Below are 22,359 nucleotides of genomic sequence, written 5' to 3'. Positions count from 1 at the left end.
TTAAATGTAGCACCAAGCTACAACCGCACAGAACAGGTTATAAACTCTATTATGAGTACCTGTATGGCGAGTCTGAGTATTAGGAGGTGCAAGTGGAATGTATGCTATTATCGAAACTGGTGGAAAGCAAGTAAAAGTAACAGAAGGCCAAGAAATTTACGTTGAAAAAGTAAATGCAGAACTTGAAGAAACAGTTACTTTTGACAAAGTTTTGTTCGTTGGTGGAGATGACGTAAAAGTAGGTGCTCCTTACGTAGAGGGTGCAACTGTTGAAGCTAAAGTTGAAAAACAAGGCCGTCAAAAGAAAATTACTGTTTTCAAGTACAAGCCTAAGAAAAACTATAGCCGTAAACAAGGTCATCGTCAGCCTTATACGAAATTAGTCGTTGAAAAAATTAACTTTTAAGGATTGCTTGAATGATTAAAGTAAATGTATTTCGTAAAGATCGAGCAATACATCTCTTTGAAATAAGTGGCCATGCTAATAGTGGTCCATATGGATACGATTTAGTTTGTGCTGGAGTTTCGGCAGTATCTTTTGGTGCTGTTAATGCAGTCATTAAATTATGTGAGGTCGATTTGAAAATTGATCAGGGTGAGGATGGAGGATATTTATCTGTAGAAATTCCATCTTCATTATCTATAGAACAGTCGGAGCAAGTACAACTTATTTTAGAGGCAATGCTTATATCATTACAAACAATTGAACGTGAATATAGTAAGTTTATTCAGATTAAAGATTAGAAGGAGGTGCCTTTCAATGTTGAGACTTGATTTACAGTTTTTCGCTCAGAAAAAAGGTGCTGGTAGCACTAGAAACGGTCGTGATTCCCACGCTAAACGTTTAGGTGCAAAACGTGCTGATGGTCAATTTGTAACAGGGGGATCTATTCTATATCGTCAACGTGGAACAAAAATCTATCCTGGTGATAATGTAGGCCGTGGTAAAGATGATACTTTATATGCTAAAGTTGACGGTGTTGTTAGATTTGAAGCTTACGGACGCGATCGTAAGAAAGTTAGTGTCTATCCAGAGGCTTTAGAAGCGTAATTAAATATGCATAGTAAAAACTCCAATCCATTCATGGTTGGAGTTTTTTAATTACTTGTAAGTATTAGTGTAACTGGACAACTTTACTATTTACATATAAAAGGAATTATTATTTTAACTGGATATGATTAAATTTACGTTTAATATAAACACGATTTTCGTTTTAAATTATGCTTGAATAAATACAAATTTAGCTTCTTTTTGGGTGCATTTGTTAATGTAATTAGTAAAATCTAATGCGAGTGTAGTATAGTAACAAGAGGAAGGAAAGATGATATATTCAGGATCATTATTGCTTAAGTTTTCATTAACATCTTTTTAATTATTCGTACGCTATAGTATAGTAAAAGGTGTAAACAATAATTATTAACGATATGGTAAATCATTTATTTGAAAAAGTAAATGAAGTTGAAATAGAGGTGACACACAATGTTTGTTGATCAGGTGAATGTTTATGTAAAAGCAGGTGATGGGGGAAATGGTATTGCAGCCTTTCGGAGAGAGAAATATGTTCCGAAAGGTGGTCCAGCAGGTGGTGATGGAGGAAATGGAGGAGATATTATCTTCCGAGTTAATGAAGGATTGAATACCCTAATTGATTTTAGATATAATCGTCACTTCAAAGCTGAACGAGGCGAAAATGGAATGAGCAAAAGTAAGCATGGGAAAAATGCTGAGCCTTTAATTGTACCAGTACCACCAGGAACTACCGTTTATGATGCAGATACAGGCGAATTAATTGCTGATTTAACTGCACACGAACAACAGTCTGTTATTGTAAAAGGTGGAGCTGGGGGACGAGGTAACTTACGTTTTGCAACGTCAAGGAACCCAGCACCTAATTTAGCTGAAAATGGTGAACCAGGAGAAGAAAGAAATATTCGAGTTGAACTAAAGGTAATAGCAGATGTAGGTCTAGTTGGTTTTCCAAGTGTAGGAAAATCTACTTTATTATCTGTAGTTAGCTCAGCAAGACCTAAAATTGCGGAGTACCATTTCACTACGCTTTCTCCCAATCTAGGTGTTGTGGATACGGAAGATGGTCGAAGCTTTGTCATGGCAGATTTACCAGGTTTAATTGAAGGAGCTCATGAAGGAATAGGGTTAGGACATCAATTTTTAAGGCATATAGAACGAACAAGACTGATTGTACATTTAATAGACATGGCTAGTCTGGAAAGTAGAGATCCATATACAGATTATGTAAAAATAAATGAAGAATTAGTTCAATATGATAAGAAATTAATGGATAAACAACAGATTATTGTTGCAAATAAAATGGATATGCCTGATGCAGAAGAAAATTTACAATTATTCAAGGAAAAGCTACCAGAAGGTATTCGGGTTTATCCAATTTCTGCCCTTACAAGAGAAGGACTAAAAGAATTACTTTATGTAATTGCAGATACATTAGAGACGATACCAAAAACAGCAGAGACAGAAGAACAAGTTGTTATTCAACCAAAAGCAATTGGAGATTCATTTATAATAACGCGTGATGATGATGGTGCTTTTGTTTTATCAGGAAATAAGATTGAACGGTTATTTAAGATGACTGATTTTAATTCGGACGAAGGCACACAACGTTTTGCAAGACAACTTCGTCATCTAGGTGTAGACGATGCACTTCGTAAGCGTGGAGCTACAGATGGCGATACGGTCAGGCTATTAGATTTTGAGTTTGAATTTATTGATTAAGCCAAAACAGTGGCTATGCATACTTTAGTTTGATAATGTAGAATAGTATGTAAATAGAAATTTAAAAAAATTACTTTTATTTGGGTTTTATGCAAGGTTAGGGGGAACATAATTGTCAGACAAAATAGGATATTTAGGTCCAAAAGGAACTTTTACGAAATTAGCAGTTGATGCAGCATTTAATGGGGATGAAAAAGTTGCATTCAAAACAATTCCCCATTGTATAGATGCAGTAAATAACGAAGAAGTGAAAATCGGAGTTGTGCCGATTGAAAATGCAATAGAAGGTACTGTTCATTTAACGATAGATTATCTTGTTCATCAAGTTCGTTTACCAATTATTGCGGAGATCGTAGTTCCAATCCAACAAAATTTACTTGTTCATTCAAATTTTACCGGCTCCCTTTTAGATATCAAGGAAGTACATTCGCATCGACATGCAATTGCCCAATGCCAACAATATCTCCATAAAAACGTACCAAATGCTGAGATTCATTATTCAGATTCAACAGGAAGTGCGGCAGAAATGGTAAGTGCCAATGGCAATCCAATCGCAGCAATTGGGAATACTTTAGCAGCAAGGGAATATAACTTAACGGTATTTAAAGAAAACATACATGACTATCCTAACAATCATACACGATTTATTGTACTTACTAAAAATAAAGAAACTGTTCGTATCAATCACCCAGTTAAATTGGATAGGACAAGTTTATTAATAACTCTACCCGAAGATCGGGCAGGGGTTTTACATCAAGTATTATCGGCGTTTGCTTGGAGGAAAATGAATTTATCAAAAATTGAATCACGTCCAATGAAAACAGGCTTAGGAAATTACTTTTTCATCATTGATGTAGATGAACCTTATGATGATGCATTATTTCCAGGTGTGCAAGGAGAATTAGAAGCACTTGGATGTAATGTTACAATTTTAGGAACTTATCCTGTATACCAGTTTGAAGGAAACTAAATGAGAATATAGATATGATTAACGTCTTCAATTGAAGACGTTTTTCTCATTTAGACTGGGCGTTACCAGTGCTATCAATCGAGGGATGAATCGACTTTGATTAAAGGATAGCTTTAACTATTTCTGACGTATTATAATCTAGCTTAGTTACAAAATTCAGCTTAAAGCTGATTGGTATGGAGTGTTCGGTTTGTCGTACTCTCGAGATATGAATGCAAGCAAAAACACTTTAACCGAAGGTCTTAGATTATAAGCATAATCTTTAAAATAGAACCGTAAGGACTATGGGGATAGCTTGGTAAATAAGAGAAACCTCTGTTCTTGGTGTATGCTACTAAGGAGCAAACATGCTTTCTTCCCAAGAATCCCGTAACTTTAGTTGCAAGAAATTCATTCATATAATTTCATATTCAACAAGGACAACTTCTATGCATATCTTGTTAAGGAGACATATGCCTAATTTAACAGAAATGAAAGGAGTTTGTTTATTTTGAGAATTCACATCGTCCAAAAAGGTGATACTCTCTTTGATATCGCAAAAAAGTATAATGTAAACTTTGAGGATATTGTCAGGCTGAACTCGCAATTGTCAAGCCCTGATATGATAATGCCTGGGATGAAAATTAAAATTCCGTCCGAATCAAAACAAGTCCGCAGTGAAATGAGAGAGCCTAAGCAAAAAGAAGTAAGAACTCCAATGGCTTCAGAAGAAAAAAGTGGGCGTAAGGAGTTAAACGCACGGACGGCAGAGAGACCAATGGGGAGTACAGTTCGCCACGATGATAAAGAAAGAAGAGCAGTAAGACCGGAAATGCCAAAAAATATTGAACCACTGCTTCCGGCAACCCAGCCACCAAGAATGCCGACTAAACTTGAGACGGAAAAAGTTTTAAGTGAGGAAAAGAAAGGAACAGAATATAAGGCGACTCCACATAGGGAAAAAGAAGAAAGAAGAGAAGAAGTCCGGTCAGAAGTAAGGGAGGAAGTTCAATCAAAACCACATCATCGACCAATGGAGTGTCCAGAACCGATGTATATGACAAGTCCTGAAATGGGAATGGCTCCTTCCATGTGTAATAAAACTGAAATGTCAATGACAAGACCTATGGCAATGGGGATGGAATCTCCAATGTATGATCACAAGCCGATGCACCGTCCTATGCAGCAAGGAATGGAACAACCAATGTATAATCAAATGCAAATGCCGATGACTTCCCCAATGATGATGCCACAGCATATGCATTGTTGTTGCTGCTGTCATTCAAGAGAGCCAATGTTTGGTCCAAGACAACCATTTTCTCCAATGCCTTGGCAACGTAATTTCGAAAATAATAATATGTTTATGCCATAATGTTAAGTTGAATAATCGATGAAGAACGCCTTTAAATATTCCGGAAAAAATGAAAAAGTGTATAATGAAGGATGAAGAGACGATTTTTATGTTAAATCGTTCTCTTCCTGTTCTTCTTTCCACAACATATGAGAAAGTCTTCAAATTCGAGTAAAGGATGATAGTAATGGAGCATACTGTAAATACAATTACTAATTGGTTAAAAGATCAAGTAAAACAAACGAATGTGAAAGGATTAGTTGTTGGGGTAAGTGGCGGACTTGATTCCGCAGTAGTTGCGAATCTAATTAAACGAGCTTGTCCAGAACATTCACTAGGAGTCATTATGCCTATACAAAGTAATCCTGCCGATATTATTGATGCACAAAAAGTTGTCGACTCGTGTGGCTTGGCTAACTTAACAGTTGATTTAACAAATACGCATAAATTAATGTACGATAACATTCAAAAACAGATTAAAACTCGAAATGAGTGGCATGAAGAGCTAAATAGAATAGCGGATGCAAATCTAAGAGCGCGAATAAGAATGAGTACTCTTTATACAATAGCAACTATTTATCAATATTTAGTTGTTGGAACGGATAATGCGGCTGAATGGTATACAGGTTATTTTACCAAGTATGGGGATGGCGGTGTTGATTTACAACCGATTGTAGATTTAACGAAAGGCGAAGTAAGGGAGCTAGCTGCCTATTTAGAAATACCAGAAGAAGTAATTGCTAAACAACCTAGCGCAGATCTATGGATCGGACAAACTGATGAATCGGAAATGGGTACAACGTATGCAAATATTGATGCTTATGTAAAAGGTAAAGAAATTCCGGAACAAGATAAACAAATAATTGAGAAGTTACATGAGAGAACAGAGCATAAACGTAAGATTGCAACACAGTTGCGATTAAAATAAAACTAGAAAATAGTTGTTATCTTTTCTAATTGTAATTAGGAAGAATGAATGGCACATGTATTACTATCTTTAATAATAAGCGTTAATTTGCTATACTAAATAAGAATTTTCACAAGGAATTGAAAGAGGGGAACCATTATGGCAGGTCATTCAAAATGGCATAATATTCAACGACGCAAAGGAGCTCAAGATGCAAAAAGAGGAAAAATCTTCATGCATCATGCTAAATTTATTTATACTGCGGCAAAACAAGGCGGTGGAGATCCGGATATGAATCCGGCACTTAGATCTGCTATCGAAAAAGCAAAAGCAGACAATATGCCTAATGATAATATTGAACGTGCAATTAAAAAAGCAACGGGAACACTAGATGGAGCAAGTTATGAAGAAGTAACTTATGAAGGTTATGGACCAAACGGAGTCGCAGTAATTGTACATGTATTAACCGATAACCGTAATCGAACAGCTGCAGAAGTTCGTCATGCCTTTAGTAAGCATGGTGGAAATTTAGGTGAAACAGGCTGTGTTTCATTTATGTTTAATCGCAAAGGATATATCGTAATTGTTGATCAGGAAAATGCGATTGATGAAGATGAAATTACAATGGAAGCAATTGATGCGGGAGCTGATGATATACAAATAGAGAATGGTGTCTATGAAGTTTTCACTGGTCCCGATGATTTTGAACAAGTACGTCTTCATATGGAAGAACAAGGCTATACTATTGAAGAAGCGGAAATAACGTTAATCCCGGAAACATATAGTGAGCTTGACGAGGAACAATCAAGTAAAGTACTTCAGTTAATCGATATGTTAGAAGAAAATGAAGATGTACAAGATGTTCATCATAATTTGAAAGTGGAGTAGAGTGTGTAAAAGGGGAATACAATGATAGCTTATATAAAAGGAAAAGTTACTTTTATCCAGGAAGATTCAATCATTATAGATGTTCAAGGAATTGGATACGAAATTATTTGTCCAAATCCATTTGTTTTTCAATCTTATTTACAAAAAGAATTATTTATTTATACGTATCATCATGTACGAGAAGATATCCAATGTTTGTACGGGTTTAAAGATGAGGATGAAAAGCAACTGTTCACCCAGTTGATTTCTGTCTCAGGAATTGGACCAAAGAGCGCTATTGCTATTTTAGGAAGTGTCCATGTTCCGGATTTCGTCGCTGCTGTGGAAAGCGAAGATGAGAAGTATTTGACACAATTCCCAGGAGTTGGAAAAAAGACTGCTAGACAAATTATTCTCGATTTAAAAGGCAAACTTACTTCCATGTTCTTTATTGAAAATACAGTATCCGTATCAAATGAAGTAGCGGGTTCACATCATTTAGATGAAGCAAAAGAGGCATTAAAATCGTTAGGTTATTTGGAAAAAGAGATTAATCAAATAATGCCGACACTTCGGAACTCGAATATTCAAGAAGTAGATCATATGATACGGCATGCGTTATCATTATTAGTTAAAAATTAATAAATAGATTGTGAGGGGTCCTTCGTGGAAGAGCGCATTGTAACAGGCGAGCAGAGTGAAGAGGATTCTGTTGTAGAATTGAGCCTCCGTCCTACTATCTTAGCTGAATATATTGGACAAGATAAAGTAAAAGAAAATCTTAATATTTTTATACAAGCAGCTAGAATGCGTAATGAAGCTTTAGATCATGTTTTACTTTATGGCCCCCCTGGTCTTGGGAAAACAACATTAGCTGCAATTATTGCAAATGAAATGGGAGTTGCATTTCGGTCTACATCTGGTCCAGCGATAGAACGATCCGGTGATTTAGCTGCAATATTGTCTTCATTAGAACCTGGGGATGTGCTATTCATTGATGAAGTACATCGATTACCGCGGTCAGTAGAAGAGGTTCTCTATCCTGCAATGGAAGATTATTTTTTAGATATTGTTATTGGGACAGGACCGAGTGCAAGATCCGTACGAATTGATTTACCCCCATTTACTCTTGTAGGTGCCACAACTCGAGCTGGATTATTATCAGCTCCGTTACGTGATCGCTTTGGAGTGCTAAGTAGACTGGAGTTCTATGAAACAAAAGATTTATGTATGATTATAGAGCGAACCGCATCCATTTTTAATATGCCTATATCAAAGGAAGCGGCCCAGGAAATTGCTGGACGTTCAAGAGGAACACCTCGGATTGCAAATCGTTTACTTAAACGGATTCGAGATATCTCACAAGTTCGAGGCGAAAAAGAAATTTCAATTGAAACGACAAAATTAGCGTTAGATATGTTGCAAGTAGACCATGTAGGCCTTGATCATATCGATCATAAATTATTAAAAGGTATTATGCAGGATTTTGGTGGTGGACCAGTTGGTTTGGATACCATTGCGGCAACTATAGGAGAAGAACCCCAAACTATTGAAGATGTATATGAACCATATTTATTACAGATAGGATTTATTCAGCGAACGCCTAGAGGACGTGTAGCTACCGAAAAGGCATTCAATCATTTTGGGATTAAAAGGTGATTTTAGATGCATATTGGGAAAATGTTTTTATTAATAGGACTTATATTTATCATCATTGGAGCAATTTGGACGTTTATTGGTAAATTGCCCGGAGATATTAGTTTTAAAAAAGGAAATGTTTCTTTTCATTTTCCTATAATGACATCAATTGTTGTAAGTATTATATTAACTGCTATTTTTTATTTTATAGGTAGATTTCGATAAGAGAATAGGGAGAAGTAAACGAATGAGAATGGAAGATTATGATTATGACTTGCCAGAAAAGTTAATCGCTCAAACACCATTAAAAGATAGAACAGCATCAAAAATGCTCGTACTAGATCCCCAAACAAAAAACCTAAAACACGACGTCTTTTCAAATGTTGGAGATTACTTATCACCGGGCGATTGTCTTGTATTAAATAATTCACGAGTTATTCCCGTTCGACTTTTTGGGGTTAAAGCCGATACAAATGCAAAGATAGAAATTCTCCTACTGCATGAAATAGATAGTAATGTTTGGGAAGCTTTGGTTAAGCCAGCTAAAAAAGTAAAAAAGGGAACGAAAATTATATTTGGTGAAGGTAAGCTAATTGCAACATGTTTAGAAGAGAATGATGAAGGAGCACGTTTATTACAATTAGAATATGAAGGAATTTTTCTTGAAACATTAGAAGAATTAGGAGAAATGCCTTTACCGCCATATATAAAGGAACAGTTAGATGATGATAGCCGCTATCAAACTGTATATGCTAAGGAGAATGGTTCAGCAGCAGCTCCAACGGCTGGATTACACTTTACTAATGAACTGCTTAATGAATTAGAGAAAAAAGGGATACATATTGTCAATGTTACTCTTCATGTTGGTTTAGGTACATTTAGACCGGTAACAACTGATCGAATAGAAGATCATCATATGCACGCAGAATATTATCATTTATCAAAAGATAGTGCAGAAAAATTAAATGAAGTGAAAGCAATCGGCGGGAAAGTAATCGCTGTTGGAACTACATCTACAAGGGTTTTAGAAACAATTGCTAAAAAAAATGAGGGACAGTTTGAGTCTGCTTCCGGTTGGACTGATATTTTTATTTATCCACCATATACATTTCAAGCAATAGACGGATTAATAACTAACTTCCATTTACCTAAATCTACTTTACTTCTTTTAATCAGTGCACTTGCAGGTCGGGAAACTATTTTAGATGCTTACAGTATAGCAATTAAACATGAGTATCGTTTTTTTAGTTTTGGAGATGCAATGTTTATTTTACCAAAAAGGATGAACAATAAATGGCTATAACCTATGAATTAATAAAAACTTGTAAACAAACAGGTGCTAGGCTAGGGAAGGTACATACACCCCACGGTACATTTGATACACCGATGTTTATGCCGGTAGGAACATTGGCGACAGTAAAAACGATGAGTCCTGAGGAATTAGTTCAGATGGATGCACAAATTATTTTAGCGAACACATATCATCTATGGTTGCGTCCCGGAGAAGATATCGTAAAAGAAGCAGGAGGATTGCATACTTTTATGAATTGGGATCGACCTATTCTGACAGACTCAGGAGGCTTTCAAGTATTCAGCTTAAGTAAAATTCGAGAAATCAAAGAAGAGGGTGTGCATTTTCGCCATCATTTGAGTGGAGAAAAACTGTTCTTCTCGCCTGAGAAAGCAATGCAAGTTCAGAATGATTTAGGGCCTGATATTATGATGGTGTTGGATGAGTGTCCTCCGTATCCAGCCACGTATGAGTACATGCAAAAGTCAATAAGCCGTACATCACGATGGGCGGAAAGATGTTTAGAGGCACATCAGCGCAAAGAAGATCAAGCATTATTTGGAATTATTCAGGGAGGAGAATATAAAGACTTACGTAAACAAAGCGCCGAAGACCTTATTTCTTTGGATTTCCCTGGTTATGCAATTGGCGGTCTTTCTGTTGGTGAGCCAAAAGAAATAATGAATGATGTGCTGGAAGTGACGACGCCATTAATGCCAAGTAATAAGCCGAGATACTTGATGGGAGTAGGTTCTCCAGATTCATTAATTGACGGAGCAATGCGAGGAATTGATATGTTTGATTGCGTACTTCCGACTCGGATAGCCAGAAATGGTACATGTATGACCTCGAATGGTAGGCTTGTTGTTCGAAATGCTAAATATGCCCGTGACTTTACGCCAATCGATGAAAATTGTGATTGTTACACATGTAAAAATTATACCCGTGCATATATACGTCATTTAATAAATGCAAATGAAATATTTGGTTTTAGACTAACTACTTACCATAATCTTTATTTTCTGTTAGAATTAATGAAGCAAGTCCGAACTGCAATTAGTGAAGATCGACTTGGTGATTTCAGAGAAGCCTTTTTTGAACAGTACGGCTTCAATCAAGATAATCCGAAAAACTTTTAGAAAGGAGGAGAAATATGGATACGTTAATATCACTTTCACCAATTATTCTAATGTTTGTTATTTTTTACTTTTTACTGATCAGACCTCAGCAAAAAAGACAAAAACAAGTTAGAGACATGCAGACAGCACTCCAAAAAGGAGATGCAATTGTAACAATCGGCGGTTTACACGGTGTTGTTGATGCGATTGATGAGAACACAATTGTTATTAACTGTAATAATACGAAACTGACATTCGACCGAGCAGCGGTTCGTGAGGTAAAACAAGATTAATCCATGCAATACATAGGAAAAAAGCTATAAAATGACTAACGAAAATAATGAAAATGGTTTCTATCATTTTTGATGATAATAGAAACCATTTTTCCATTTTATTTAGTATTCAAGAATGTTATTTGTGGTGAAAATAATTCATTTTTTTAGATAGAAATAAGCAGTGATTCTTTCACAATTTTTAACTTAATAGGTGTTCTCTTTTTTAAGAAGCTCTATTATTAATAAAAAGATTTACACCGATAATACTGCCAATAATTGCTGCTAAGATATATGTTAAATGATAAATTATTTGTTGCGTTGAGAAAGCTTCATTAAATCCTAGGAATTGAATGAGGAAAGTTAATAGAGTGAATCCTCCACCTGTTAAAGCGCCAACAACCCATCCATTTTCTTTTCCTTTTAAACCCGCAATAATTCCTCCAATAAATAGGGTAACTAATCCGATGGTTAATGTAATATAAGATAGAGTGAACTCCGAGATGGTAGTAAATTTTACAACAAGTGATAAGAGTGAACTTGAAAATAAGATAAGTACTAGAATTGTGATCCAACCATAAATAATCGCTTTTAAAAATGAATTCATTAGACTTGACCCCCTTAACATATAACTATTCATTAGGTTAAAAAATAGACTTGTTTATCTTAATTTTTAATGAATTTATTTATATACGGTAATTGTTTCAATTCCTCTTTCGTGATAAATCTTAATAAGAAGAGTAGAAAGATATAAATAACAGATAAAATGACTAGAATAAAAATGAGACCGATAAAATCAGAATCTCCTTTAAATAACATTGTTTTTAATAAGATTCCAAAAGAGTAAGTTAGTATAAGTAGCGTAACCATTTTAATAATATCTTTGATTGGAATAGAAAAATTGACTGTTTTATGAAGCGTTGCTAAGTGTAACAAGGTTATTAGCACTACACTTATACTAATTGCAATAGCTACCCCCATTATTCCAATCTGTTTATTCGAAGCAAGTAAAATTAGGACAGCAAATTTAACAATAGAGCCGATTAAGCTATTCCACATGGCATATTTTGCTAAATCCATTGCAAACAATGCTGATTGCAAAGGAGACTGAATATATAGAAGGAGGAAAAAAGGTGCCATTAAAATGATATATTTACTTGCGTTACTTGTGTCATACATATATGTTAAAATAGGTACTGAAAACAAAACAAAAATAATTGTTGCAAGTGCCCCTGAGGCGAAGGAAATTCGTATCGCCTGATGAATTCTATAATGTACTAAGCGATCATCTCCATTTGCTTCTGCTTCAGAAATGGATGGTACTAACGCAATAGATAATGAGTTAGTAATAAATGTAGGTAAAAATAATAATGGCATCGCATAGCCTGTCAGCTCTCCGTATTGGCTTGTAGCAACCTTTGTAGTAATCCCGGCAAAGGCAAGACTTTGTGATACTAAAATAGGCTCTAAAAAGCCTGCAAAAGAGCTGATCAATTTACTGCCTGTATTTGGGAGTGCAATGGAGAATAACTGTTCTCTTATTGGTTTACTACCCTTTAAATAAGTGAAAAACCGATGTCGGACTTTGACTTTTTTGAGTTTTTTAAATGTATAAACTAAATAAAGTAGAGAGGCTAATTCTCCGATAACGACACTGATCATCGCACCTGTCGCAGCAAATTCCACTCCATAAGGTAGGAGAAGAGAAACAAGAAAATAAACAGCTGAAATCCGTATTACCTGTTCGATTACAATGGCAACACTTTGGGGTTTCATATTTTGCATCCCTTGAAAATACCCTTTTATGACAGATGTCATTGCGATAATTGGAACTACAGGACTTATAGCTAATAGAGGAAAAAGTGTACGCTCATCAGTTAGTAGATAATTTGAAACAACTGGAGCAAATGCAATCATACATGTAGTAAATACTATACTTGTACATGCTATAATAAGAAAAGATAATGTAATAATCTGTTTGATTTTATGTTTGTCATTCATTGCATTAGCTTCCGAAACCCTTTTAGAAATGGCAATTGGTAAACCAATTTGGGTTAAGGTGATGATTAAAAATAGAGAAGGCATGGCCATCATATACAGTCCTACACCTTCTTCACCCATTAATCGTGCGACAACAATTCGATTAATAAAACCTAATAATCTTGTTATCATCCCGGCGATAATCAGCACAATTGTTCCCTGGATAAAAGTTTGTTTTGTCAATATCATGCCCTACTTTCTAAATCATTAGATAGCTTTGTATTTATATATATGCTTGTATATCGTCCAAGCATGACAAGCAATATTTTATTATGATTGAGCTCTGTTTTTGAAAGAGATTTGGGATTGTATATAAATTGATTATTTTTCTGTTTGTAAATAAAACAGCAGGTAGACGTTTACTGGTGAAATGCATCCTGAAACTACGCCTACTTGACTAGCCGTAAACTATTTGTGCTCAATTAAGAAACGAATGTTGCTTTTTTAGAGTTTTGCTAAAAAGGTCGGCTAGAAAAAATTTGCTAAATAGAAATTTAATCATTTTTCGATTCATTTATAGAAATTTAGTGATAATATAGGAGGAGTGCCTGTGGAAGTAAAGACGGTAATGGAGTGGAAATCTCATGTAGCCCCTGCACTTGAGAGTAAGCAAAGTGAATTTAAATTAATCGGGTATCCGGAAGCAACTTTAGAAGAGATTTGGAAATGTTTAGAGGAAAAAGTATGGAAAGGAAACCCTCAAAAAAAAATACATGAGGTTGTCCAAGATATATTTCATTTACCGGCAACTACGTATATGAGTTTTATGACAATAAAGGCGCTTCAGGTAGAAGATGATGATTTAATGGCTTCTATTGAAGCGTTAACGAAACCGCATGATTGAAATAAATATTACTTAAAGAGAGGAAATGTTGTATGAAAAAAAGAGGTAGAATTATTGCCTTTCTGTTAATTGTTCTAATTTTTGCCGGAACAATAAGTACAACGGTTACGGGAATAAGTAAAAAAATAAATCTTGGTTTAGACCTTCAAGGTGGCTTTGAAATTTTATATGAAGTTGAACCAGTAGATAAAGATCAAAAAGTGGATAGGACTTTATTAGAGGCAACAGTTCAGACTTTAAATGATCGAGTAAACCGATTAGGTATTAGTGAGACAGTGATTGATATTGAAGGTGAAGATCGGATTCGTGTACAGCTAGCAGGTGTAGAGAATCAGGCAGAGGCACGTGAAATTCTTTCGACTTCAGCCCTTTTATCATTTAGAGATGTAAATGATAAAGAACATTTAAATGGTTCTGATATTAAAGAAGGTAGTGCAAGACAAGACTTTGATCCACAATCGAATCAGCCGATCGTTTCGTTACAGTTAAAAGATGCAAATAAATTCGGAGAAGTAACGACAGATATTATGAATATGGGGACACCAAATAATTTACTAGTTATTTGGATGGATTACCAAGAAGGTGATTCTTTTGCTGAGGAAGTACAGAAGGAAGAGCCTAAGTTTATCTCGGCACCTGCTGTGAGTGAACCACTATTTACAACAAATGTGCAAATTACTGGTAACTTTTCAGTAGAAGAGGCTCAAAGGCTTGCCGATATAATTAATTCGGGATCATTACCTGTTCACATGACAGAATTGTATTCTACTTCTGTTGGAGCACAATTTGGTGAAAAAGCGCTTAATCAAACGGTCTTTGCTGGAATTGTCGGTGCTATTATAATCTTTCTATTTATGATCGCCGTGTACCGGTTCCCAGGACTAATTGCTGGTATTAATATTGCAATTTATATTTATATTATCTTATTAGTATTTGAACTGATGAATGGGGTTCTTACACTTCCTGGAATTGCGGCGTTAATTTTAGGGGTTGGTATGGCTGTTGATGCCAATGTAATAACTTTTGAAAGAATAAAAGAAGAGCTTAAGAGCGGAAAATCTGTTTTAGCCTCGTTTAAGGCCGGAGGGAAGAATTCCCTTGTTACTATTTTAGATGCTAATTTAACTACATTACTTGCAGCAGCAGTATTATTTATATTTGGTACAAGTTCCATTAAAGGATTTGCTACCATGTTAATAGTAAGTATTTTAGTAAGTTTCTTAACCGCAGTTTATGGCACAAGGTTATTATTAGGTCTATGGGTAAATAGCGGATTTTTAACAAAACGTAAAAGCTGGTTTGGAGTCAAAAAAGAAGATATTCAAGATATCGCTTCAAATAAAGAAGTGGAACCAACGATTTTTAACCGCACAGTCGATATTGTTAAACATCGAAAAAAAATCTTTGTCACTACAATAAGTATTGTTATAATCGGTGCTTTGTCGCTAATCTTTTTACAACTTAATCCTGGTATAGATTTTACGAGTGGATCGAGAGTAGAAGTGTTATCAGATAATACTATATCTACAGAGGAACTCGAAGCGGATATTGAAAAACTTGGTTTTGAACCGAAGTCGATCGTTTTGTCGGGAGAGAACAATGAAATTGCTGTCCTGCGCTATGATACGATTTTGACCGAAAAAGATATTAATGAATTGAAAACAATTTTAATAGATAAATATCAGCATGAACCGAATATAAGTGTTGTATCGCCTATTGTAGGACAAGAGTTAGTGAAAAATGCTATTTATGCACTTGCCATTGCAGCAGTTGGTATGATTATTTATGTTACTTTACGATTTGAACTGTTTTTTGCTCTCACAGCGATTATTGCTTTGTTACATGACGTATTCTTCATGCTAGTAGTATTTAGTGTGACACGTATTGAATTTGACATTACAATTATCGCAGCGATATTAACAATTATTGGATATTCTATTAATAATACAATTGTTGTTTTTGACCGTATCAGAGAAAATATTCGAGCGAAAAATCGACTTGTAAAATCTTCAAAAGAATTGGCAGCAATAATTAATAAAAGTTTGATTCAGACATTTATGAGAAGTATTAATACAACAACAACAACATTAATTGCAGTTTTAGCGTTTTTAGTTTTGGGAGCTCAATCTATCTTTGGATTTGCAATCGCGTTAGTTATAGGATTAGTTGCTGGAACGTATTCATCGCTTTTCCTTGCCTCTCAATTATGGTTAGTATGGCGAGGCAAAAACCTGAATGAAAAGCCGATTGATTTTAGAAAGAAAAAGAGAGTTGAAGGACCACAAGTATAATAAGATAGGTGATGACCATGAAAGGACAATCGTATGTAATTCTAGCAATCGTATTTGTTATTTTAATATCCGTATTTGCGGTATTAAATGTAGGAGCTGTAGAAGTGAATTACTTGTTTTGGAGTGGCTCATCCCCACTTATTTTTGTCATTTTATTTTCCGTTTTATTGGGATGCCTTCTTACTACAGCTGTCGGTAGTAAAAAATACATTGGTTTAAAACGTAAAAACAAGCAACTGGAGAAACAAATTGAAACATTGACAATCGAGTTAGAGAGTAATACTGAATCACTCAATAGCGAAAATGAAAATGAACGTTAGACCTTGCTCTAAAACGTGAAAAATAGATACAGGGAGTGACCTTATGTTAAAGAGTAAGGCAACATGGAATTTAGAAGAAAGTGTTACAAAAAATTTGACTACTACCTCTATCATAGATCGTTTATTTCATGAAAGAGGTATTTATTCAAAAGAAGAACAGAAACAATTTTTGTATCCTAAATTAGAAGATGTTCAGAATCCGAAATATTTAGGAGATATGCAAAAAGTAAAAGAAAGAATTTTTCAAGCGATTGATAATGAAGAAAAAGTAATGGTGTATGGAGATTATGATGCGGACGGAGTTACCTCTACCGCTTTATTAGTAAGCGCATTAAGAGAGTTAGGTGTGAATTGTGACTATTATATCCCGAATCGTTTTTTAGAAGGGTATGGGTTACATAAAGAAGCACTTGAATCATTTTATTCAGCCGGAGTGTCGCTAGTAATCACTGTTGATAATGGAATAGCGAATGTGGTGGAAGCTGATTATGCAAAACGCTTAGGATTAGATTTGATTATTACCGATCACCACGAAGTTCAAAATGAAATTCCGGATGCCTATGCAATTATTCATCCAATTTTAGCTGAAACGTATTCATTTAAAAAATTAGCTGGGGTTGGAGTTGCATTTCAATTTGCTCATTATTTATTAGGTGAAATGCCAACTCATTTGCTAGAGCTTGTTGCGATTGGAACAATTGCTGACTTAGTTCCTTTAGTAAGTGAAAATCGTATATTTGTTTACCATGGTTTAAAAGAATTAGCTGAAAGTAGTAATATCGGCATTAATGCACTTAAGAAAAAATGTAACCTTGATGACAAAGAATTGACTGCACGGGATGTTGGATTTACCATTGCTCCACGACTTAACGCGGTAGGTAGGTTACAGAATGCAAGTCTGGCAGTGGAATTACTTTTAACAGAAGATGTAGAACACGCTCATCAGCTCGCCGAACAAATTGATGAGTTAAATGTTGAACGCCAGCAGATCGTCAATAAGATTGTGAAGGAAGCTGAAAAACAAGTAGACGAGGAAGACGGATTTATTATCCTTTTTGATGAAACTTGGCATGAGGGTGTATTAGGAATTGCTGCTTCCAGACTAGTGAGAAAATGGGATCGGCCAGTCATGATGCTTACGTATAAGAGAGAAACGAATGAATTAAAAGGATCGGCTAGGAGTATTCCAGCATTTAATATTTTTGAAAATGGTATGAAAATCAGGCATCTATTTACTGCATTTGGTGGACATTCACAAGCAGCTGGAATGACATTTCCATATGATAATCTTGAAGAAATCAAAACAATATTGAATCAGCAAATTTTTAATCAACTTACAGAAGAAGATTTTAACAAAGTCATTGATATTAGTAGTACTATAACAATGGAATTAATGACGGAAGAACTTGTTCAAAAAATATCCAGTTTTGCGCCTTTTGGTATGGGAAATGAGGAACCAAATTTCCATTTTAGACGAAAACCTGATCAAATCAGGCTAATTGGTCAAGATAACAAACATTTAAAGCTTCAATATTCCGGTACATCACGAATAGAAGCGATAGGATTTGGATTTGGCCATTTATATTATCGTCTCTCACCAAATTCTGAGATCGAAATCGTAGGAAAGTTACAGTTAAATGAGTGGAATGGTAATCGAACCGTTCAAATATTAATTGAAGATATGGCGGTAGAGGAGTTTCAATTACTTGATTTTAGGGGGAGAAACAGTGCCTCTACGATAAATCCGTATATTGATACATTTTCGAGTAATACAATTGTAGCTACTAATATGGAAAAAATTCAACAATTTATGAGTGATACAAAAAATATTCAACTTGTTTCTTATGACCAAGATCTAACAACTGTCACTGAAACGGACATTCTTTATATCCTCGATTTACCGGATCACATCGAAACGTTGAAAAAGATTATTGCAAAAACTAATCCAAACTTAATTCATACAAGTTATTCAATTACAGATGATGCATATTTACAATCGATTCCTAATCGAGAGGATTTTAAGTGGATGTACGCGTATTTATTTAAACATGCACCGATTCATTTAAATGTTGATTTGCCAACAATAATGCAAGTAAAACGCTGGACAAAGGATAAAATTGTTTTTATTTTAAAAGTATTTTTAGATTTAAAGTTTATTAATATTGTTGATAATGTAATTCGTATAAATGACGATGTCCCAAAAACGGAGTTATCGATGTCTAAAACATACCAACAAAGAATAGAAAAGGGTAAAATAGAGAAAGAATTATATTATTCTACATATGAGGAACTTAAACAATGGTTTGAAAAACACCTAAATGTTGGTGTCCCAATTAAGGAGGAAATTCCAAATGAATTATAAAGAACATATTACAATCGTAGATAATTGGCCTAAAGAAGGCGTTCAATTTAAAGATATTACACCTCTGATGGCAAATGGTGAAGCATTTAAATCAGCAGTTGATGAGATCAGTGCGTTTGCTAAAGAAAAAGAAGTAGATTTAATTGTAGGACCTGAAGCAAGAGGCTTTATTATTGGGTGTCCTGTGGCATACGAGTTAGAAGTAGGATTTATCCCGGTAAGAAAAGCAGGAAAATTACCTAGAGAAGTGATTCAAGTTGATTATGGTTTAGAGTACGGTAAAAACGTGCTTACCATTCACAAAGACGCAGTGAAAAAAGGACAGCGTGTTCTAATAACAGACGATTTACTGGCTACAGGTGGAACAATTGAAGCTACAATCAAATTAGTAGAGCAACTTGGTGGTATCGTTGTTGGTTGTGCATTTTTAATTGAACTGACGTATTTAGATGGAATAAGTAAACTTAATGATTATGATGTGTTAACATTAATGAAATATGAATAATTTTTCTGTGAATTAAGGTGATGACGTGTCAAAAGATAACAGAACAATTGAAGAAATTATTGCCAAGGCTGAAACGTATTTATCAGATGAAGAAGTTGAGTTTATTTATCATGCATATGAATTTGCAAAATTAGCACATGTCGACCAATACCGGAAGTCTGGCGAACCATATATTATCCATCCTATACAGGTTGCTGGAATATTAGTTGATTTAGAAATGGATCATGAAACTATCGCGGGTGGGTTATTACACGATGTAGTTGAAGACACGGATACAACATTAGATGAAATTGAAACTGCTTTTAATTCAGAAGTAGCTATGTTAGTAGATGGAGTTACCAAATTAGGGAAAATTAAATATAAATCAAAAGAAGTACTTCAAGCAGAAAACCATCGAAAAATGTTTGTAGCAATGGCAAAGGACATTCGCGTAATATTAATTAAGCTAGCCGACAGATTGCATAATATGCGTACACTGAAACATTTACCGGCAGAAAAGCAACGTAGAATCTCGAATGAAACACTTGAAATATTTGCGCCACTCGCTCATCGGCTTGGAATGTCAACGATAAAATGGGAACTGGAAGATACGGCTCTACGTTATTTAAATCCACAACAGTATTATCGAATTGTTCAGCTGATGAAACAGAAGCGAGATGAACGTGAATTTTATATTGACGAAGTAATGAATGCTATTGCCGAGGAATTAGCAAAAGTAAGAATCGAAGCTGAAATTTCTGGGCGCCCGAAACATATTTATAGTACGTATAGAAAAATGAAAACACAGAGCGTTGAATTTAATGAGATCTATGATTTACTAGCAGTTCGAGTAATTGTTGAAAGTATTAAAGATTGTTATGCTGTATTAGGAATCATCCATACGTATTGGAAACCGATGCCAGGTCGATTTAAAGACTATATTGCAATGCCGAAAGCTAATTTTTATCAATCGCTTCATACGACTGTTATTGGGCCAAAGGGAGACCCCTTAGAAGTTCAGATACGAACAAAAGAGATGCATAAACTAGCTGAATATGGAATTGCCGCACATTGGGCATATAAAGAAGGCAAAGAAGTAAAACCTCATGAAAAAACGTTTGTAGAAAAGTTATCATGGTTCCGAGAGATTTTAGATTGGCAAAATGATACGCACGATGCAGAGGAATTCGTTGAATCATTGAAAATAGACTTATTCTCAGATATGGTTTATGTTTTTACTCCTAAAGGTGACGTAATTGAATTACCTTCAGGTTCGATTCCACTTGATTTTGCATATCGCATTCATACGGAAATCGGTAATAAAACAGTTGGTGCACGTGTGAACGGAAAAATAGAGCCGTTAGATTATAAACTGAAAAATGGGGACATTGTCGAAATAATTACTTCTCGTCATTCGTACGGTCCCTCACAAGATTGGTTAAAAATTACTCAATCATCCCAAGCTAAGAACAAAATTAAACAATTTTTCAAGAAGCAAACAAAAGAAGAAAATATTGAAAAAGGCAAAGCGGAAATAGAAAAAGGGATTAAAGAGCTAGGCTTTACAGTAAAAGAAGTTTTAACGACTGAAAATATTAATAAAGTTTGTAAGAAATTTAACTTCGTTAACGAAGATGATTTATATGCTGCGGTCGGTTATCAAGGTATTACGGCAGCACAGATTGTTACTCGACTTACCGAACAGTTGCGAAAAGAAAAAGAAAATGAACAAAAATTGGAAGAGAAAATTGAAGAAGTACAGAGTAATGTCCAAAATAAATCCAATTCTCTTGTGAAAACAGATTCAGGAGTACAAGTAGAAGGAGTAGACAATGTATTAGTACGACTTTCTCGATGCTGTAATCCAGTTCCTAATGATGACATTGTCGGTTATATTACAAAAGGTCGCGGTGTTTCTGTTCATCGTAGTGATTGTCCGAACATCCAAAGTGATGAAGCAGAAGAACGTTTCTTGGAAGTAAAATGGAAAAATCCACACTATAGCAACAAAGAATATTATCTTGATTTAGAAATATCAGGGTATGATCGCAACGGATTATTGAATGAAGTTTTACAAGTAGTAAATGAAACGAATACGCAGATCAGCTCTGTCAGCGGCCGAGCGGACCGAAATAAAATAGCTCATATTCATATAACCGTTCTTATTAAAAATACAGATCATTTAAAACATGTAGTTGATCGTATAAAACAAGTTAAAGACATTTATGCGGTCACAAGGACAGTACATTAATTAAAGGAGTATTTTTCATTGAAAGCTGTTATCCAACGTGTAAAACATGCAAGTGTAAAAGTAAACGATAAAACTGTTGGAGAAATTCAACAAGGTTTGCTTATCTTACTAGGTGTCAGCCAAACTGACACTGAAAAAGATATTGAGGCTTTGGTTCAAAAAATTATTCATTTACGGATATTTGAAGATGAGAAAAATAAAATGAATAATTCTTTAATAGATGAGAAAGGCGATATCTTATCGGTTTCGCAATTTACTTTGTATGGTGATGTTCGAAAAGGTCGTCGTCCTAATTTTATGCAAGCAGCAGACCCGGAGTATGCTAATGAATTATATGAACTATTCAATGAGAAAATAAAAGAAGCTGGAGTTCATGTAGAAACTGGTGAATTTGGTGCAATGATGAATATTGAACTAATAAATGATGGTCCCGTTACTATTATTATGGAAACGATTGACGGGAAGATTATATAAATATACTTAGCTTGACATTCTTCAAATTTATCCTTATGATTATATCGATAAATTTTAAATAGTATATCCATTGAAGGAAAGAGTAGTTAGTACCACAATGAAAAGAGAGATAATAGCTTGGCTGAGACTATTATTGCATTTGTGCCTAATG

General features: G+C 34.9%; 23 protein-coding genes and 2 other annotated features (1 of these 25 only partly in view). Of the genes, 21 read left to right on the top strand and 2 right to left on the bottom strand.

Features of this window, described 5'->3' with window-relative positions; genetic code table 11:
* Positions 1-11 precede the first annotated feature (11 nt).
* Positions 12-84, top strand: a sequence feature (ribosomal protein L21 leader region).
* Between the two features lie 13 nt (positions 85-97).
* The 14 genes from rplU (at position 98) to yajC (ending at position 11,163) form a co-directional block, all read left to right on the top strand.
* Entirely contained in the window at positions 98-406 is a 309-nt protein-coding gene (gene rplU / locus SPD48_RS08985; RefSeq protein WP_336257765.1) for a 50S ribosomal protein L21, read from the top strand.
* Between the two features lie 11 nt (positions 407-417).
* On the top strand, positions 418-744 hold the full coding sequence (locus SPD48_RS08980) for a ribosomal-processing cysteine protease Prp (protein WP_336257764.1): 327 nt from the start codon (positions 418-420) through the stop codon (positions 742-744).
* Between the two features lie 16 nt (positions 745-760).
* A complete protein-coding gene (gene rpmA, locus SPD48_RS08975) occupies positions 761-1,051 on the top strand; it encodes a 50S ribosomal protein L27 (protein WP_336257763.1) in 291 nt (96 codons plus the stop codon).
* A 429-nt stretch (positions 1,052-1,480) separates the two neighbouring features.
* On the top strand, positions 1,481-2,749 hold the full coding sequence (obgE, locus tag SPD48_RS08970; protein ID WP_336257762.1) for a GTPase ObgE: 1,269 nt from the start codon (positions 1,481-1,483) through the stop codon (positions 2,747-2,749).
* A 112-nt stretch (positions 2,750-2,861) separates the two neighbouring features.
* On the top strand, positions 2,862-3,719 hold the full coding sequence (gene pheA / locus SPD48_RS08965) for a prephenate dehydratase (protein ID WP_336257761.1): 858 nt from the start codon (positions 2,862-2,864) through the stop codon (positions 3,717-3,719).
* A 490-nt stretch (positions 3,720-4,209) separates the two neighbouring features.
* Complete coding sequence (safA, locus tag SPD48_RS08960; RefSeq protein ID WP_336257760.1) at positions 4,210-5,070, top strand: SafA/ExsA family spore coat assembly protein; 861 nt, start codon at positions 4,210-4,212, stop codon at positions 5,068-5,070.
* A 166-nt stretch (positions 5,071-5,236) separates the two neighbouring features.
* Positions 5,237-5,977, top strand: coding sequence for an NAD(+) synthase (gene nadE / locus SPD48_RS08955; RefSeq protein WP_336257759.1), 741 nt, complete (start codon positions 5,237-5,239; stop codon positions 5,975-5,977).
* Positions 5,978-6,115: 138 nt separating this feature from the next.
* A complete protein-coding gene (locus SPD48_RS08950; protein ID WP_336257758.1) occupies positions 6,116-6,844 on the top strand; it encodes a YebC/PmpR family DNA-binding transcriptional regulator in 729 nt (242 codons plus the stop codon).
* Positions 6,845-6,865: 21 nt separating this feature from the next.
* Entirely contained in the window at positions 6,866-7,465 is a 600-nt protein-coding gene (gene ruvA, locus SPD48_RS08945; RefSeq protein WP_336257757.1) for a Holliday junction branch migration protein RuvA, read from the top strand.
* Positions 7,466-7,489: 24 nt separating this feature from the next.
* Complete coding sequence (gene ruvB / locus SPD48_RS08940) at positions 7,490-8,482, top strand: Holliday junction branch migration DNA helicase RuvB (protein ID WP_336257756.1); 993 nt, start codon at positions 7,490-7,492, stop codon at positions 8,480-8,482.
* 6 nt (positions 8,483-8,488) lie between these two features.
* Complete coding sequence (locus tag SPD48_RS08935; protein ID WP_336257755.1) at positions 8,489-8,686, top strand: DUF2905 domain-containing protein; 198 nt, start codon at positions 8,489-8,491, stop codon at positions 8,684-8,686.
* Positions 8,687-8,708: 22 nt separating this feature from the next.
* Complete coding sequence (queA, locus tag SPD48_RS08930; protein WP_336257754.1) at positions 8,709-9,764, top strand: tRNA preQ1(34) S-adenosylmethionine ribosyltransferase-isomerase QueA; 1,056 nt, start codon at positions 8,709-8,711, stop codon at positions 9,762-9,764.
* A complete protein-coding gene (gene tgt, locus SPD48_RS08925) occupies positions 9,755-10,891 on the top strand; it encodes a tRNA guanosine(34) transglycosylase Tgt (protein WP_336257753.1) in 1,137 nt (378 codons plus the stop codon). Before queA ends, tgt begins: the two co-directional genes overlap by 10 nt.
* Before the next feature lie 14 nt (positions 10,892-10,905).
* Positions 10,906-11,163 (top strand): preprotein translocase subunit YajC, encoded by a 258-nt coding sequence (gene yajC, locus SPD48_RS08920; RefSeq protein ID WP_336257752.1) that lies wholly within the window; start codon positions 10,906-10,908, stop codon positions 11,161-11,163.
* Positions 11,164-11,368: 205 nt separating this feature from the next.
* Here the strand turns inward: yajC and SPD48_RS08915 are convergent, their stop codons facing one another.
* A complete protein-coding gene (locus SPD48_RS08915) occupies positions 11,369-11,749 on the bottom strand; it encodes a TIGR04086 family membrane protein (protein WP_336257751.1) in 381 nt (126 codons plus the stop codon).
* Positions 11,750-11,808: 59 nt separating this feature from the next.
* Positions 11,809-13,365: a stage V sporulation protein B gene (spoVB, locus tag SPD48_RS08910; RefSeq protein ID WP_336257750.1), complete on the bottom strand. Its 1,557-nt coding sequence runs from the start codon at positions 13,363-13,365 to the stop codon at positions 11,809-11,811.
* 367 nt (positions 13,366-13,732) lie between these two features.
* Between spoVB and SPD48_RS08905 the strand changes: the two genes are divergently transcribed.
* The 7 genes from SPD48_RS08905 to dtd are packed head-to-tail and all read left to right on the top strand — an operon-like array spanning position 13,733 to position 22,208.
* Positions 13,733-14,026, top strand: a complete 294-nt coding sequence (locus SPD48_RS08905; RefSeq protein ID WP_336257749.1) for a post-transcriptional regulator — start codon at positions 13,733-13,735, stop codon at positions 14,024-14,026.
* A 32-nt stretch (positions 14,027-14,058) separates the two neighbouring features.
* Positions 14,059-16,317 (top strand): protein translocase subunit SecDF, encoded by a 2,259-nt coding sequence (secDF, locus tag SPD48_RS08900; protein WP_336257748.1) that lies wholly within the window; start codon positions 14,059-14,061, stop codon positions 16,315-16,317.
* A gap of 17 nt (positions 16,318-16,334) precedes the next feature.
* Positions 16,335-16,637, top strand: a complete 303-nt coding sequence (locus tag SPD48_RS08895; RefSeq protein ID WP_336257747.1) for a LapA family protein — start codon at positions 16,335-16,337, stop codon at positions 16,635-16,637.
* Between the two features lie 43 nt (positions 16,638-16,680).
* Positions 16,681-18,999 carry a single-stranded-DNA-specific exonuclease RecJ gene (gene recJ, locus SPD48_RS08890; protein WP_336257746.1) on the top strand — a complete coding sequence of 773 codons (2,319 nt, stop codon included), beginning with the start codon at positions 16,681-16,683 and terminating at the stop codon, positions 18,997-18,999.
* Complete coding sequence (locus tag SPD48_RS08885; protein WP_336257745.1) at positions 18,989-19,504, top strand: adenine phosphoribosyltransferase; 516 nt, start codon at positions 18,989-18,991, stop codon at positions 19,502-19,504. Before recJ ends, SPD48_RS08885 begins: the two co-directional genes overlap by 11 nt.
* Before the next feature lie 25 nt (positions 19,505-19,529).
* A complete protein-coding gene (locus tag SPD48_RS08880; protein ID WP_336257744.1) occupies positions 19,530-21,734 on the top strand; it encodes a RelA/SpoT family protein in 2,205 nt (734 codons plus the stop codon).
* An 18-nt stretch (positions 21,735-21,752) separates the two neighbouring features.
* Positions 21,753-22,208, top strand: a complete 456-nt coding sequence (dtd, locus tag SPD48_RS08875; protein WP_336257743.1) for a D-aminoacyl-tRNA deacylase — start codon at positions 21,753-21,755, stop codon at positions 22,206-22,208.
* Between the two features lie 61 nt (positions 22,209-22,269).
* Positions 22,270-22,359, top strand: a binding site (T-box leader); it runs 124 nt beyond the window's last position.

The sequence above is a fragment of the Pseudogracilibacillus sp. SE30717A genome, from assembly GCF_037071985.1.
GTDB lineage: Bacteria > Bacillota > Bacilli > Bacillales > Amphibacillaceae > Pseudogracilibacillus.
The sequence above is the reverse complement of the archived record's forward strand: the minus strand, read 5'-3'. Positions and strand labels throughout refer to the sequence as shown.

Coding starts and splice junctions, on each gene's coding strand:
- rplU (WP_336257765.1), top strand. CDS start 98: ATGTATGCTATTATCGAAACTGGTGGAAAGCAAGTAAAAGTAACAGAA.
- SPD48_RS08980 (WP_336257764.1), top strand. CDS start 418: ATGATTAAAGTAAATGTATTTCGTAAAGATCGAGCAATACATCTCTTT.
- rpmA (WP_336257763.1), top strand. CDS start 761: ATGTTGAGACTTGATTTACAGTTTTTCGCTCAGAAAAAAGGTGCTGGT.
- obgE (WP_336257762.1), top strand. CDS start 1,481: ATGTTTGTTGATCAGGTGAATGTTTATGTAAAAGCAGGTGATGGGGGA.
- nadE (WP_336257759.1), top strand. CDS start 5,237: ATGGAGCATACTGTAAATACAATTACTAATTGGTTAAAAGATCAAGTA.
- SPD48_RS08950 (WP_336257758.1), top strand. CDS start 6,116: ATGGCAGGTCATTCAAAATGGCATAATATTCAACGACGCAAAGGAGCT.
- ruvA (WP_336257757.1), top strand. CDS start 6,866: ATGATAGCTTATATAAAAGGAAAAGTTACTTTTATCCAGGAAGATTCA.
- SPD48_RS08935 (WP_336257755.1), top strand. CDS start 8,489: ATGCATATTGGGAAAATGTTTTTATTAATAGGACTTATATTTATCATC.
- queA (WP_336257754.1), top strand. CDS start 8,709: ATGAGAATGGAAGATTATGATTATGACTTGCCAGAAAAGTTAATCGCT.
- tgt (WP_336257753.1), top strand. CDS start 9,755: ATGGCTATAACCTATGAATTAATAAAAACTTGTAAACAAACAGGTGCT.
- yajC (WP_336257752.1), top strand. CDS start 10,906: ATGGATACGTTAATATCACTTTCACCAATTATTCTAATGTTTGTTATT.
- SPD48_RS08915 (WP_336257751.1), bottom strand. CDS start 11,749: ATGAATTCATTTTTAAAAGCGATTATTTATGGTTGGATCACAATTCTA.
- secDF (WP_336257748.1), top strand. CDS start 14,059: ATGAAAAAAAGAGGTAGAATTATTGCCTTTCTGTTAATTGTTCTAATT.
- SPD48_RS08895 (WP_336257747.1), top strand. CDS start 16,335: ATGAAAGGACAATCGTATGTAATTCTAGCAATCGTATTTGTTATTTTA.
- recJ (WP_336257746.1), top strand. CDS start 16,681: ATGTTAAAGAGTAAGGCAACATGGAATTTAGAAGAAAGTGTTACAAAA.
- SPD48_RS08885 (WP_336257745.1), top strand. CDS start 18,989: ATGAATTATAAAGAACATATTACAATCGTAGATAATTGGCCTAAAGAA.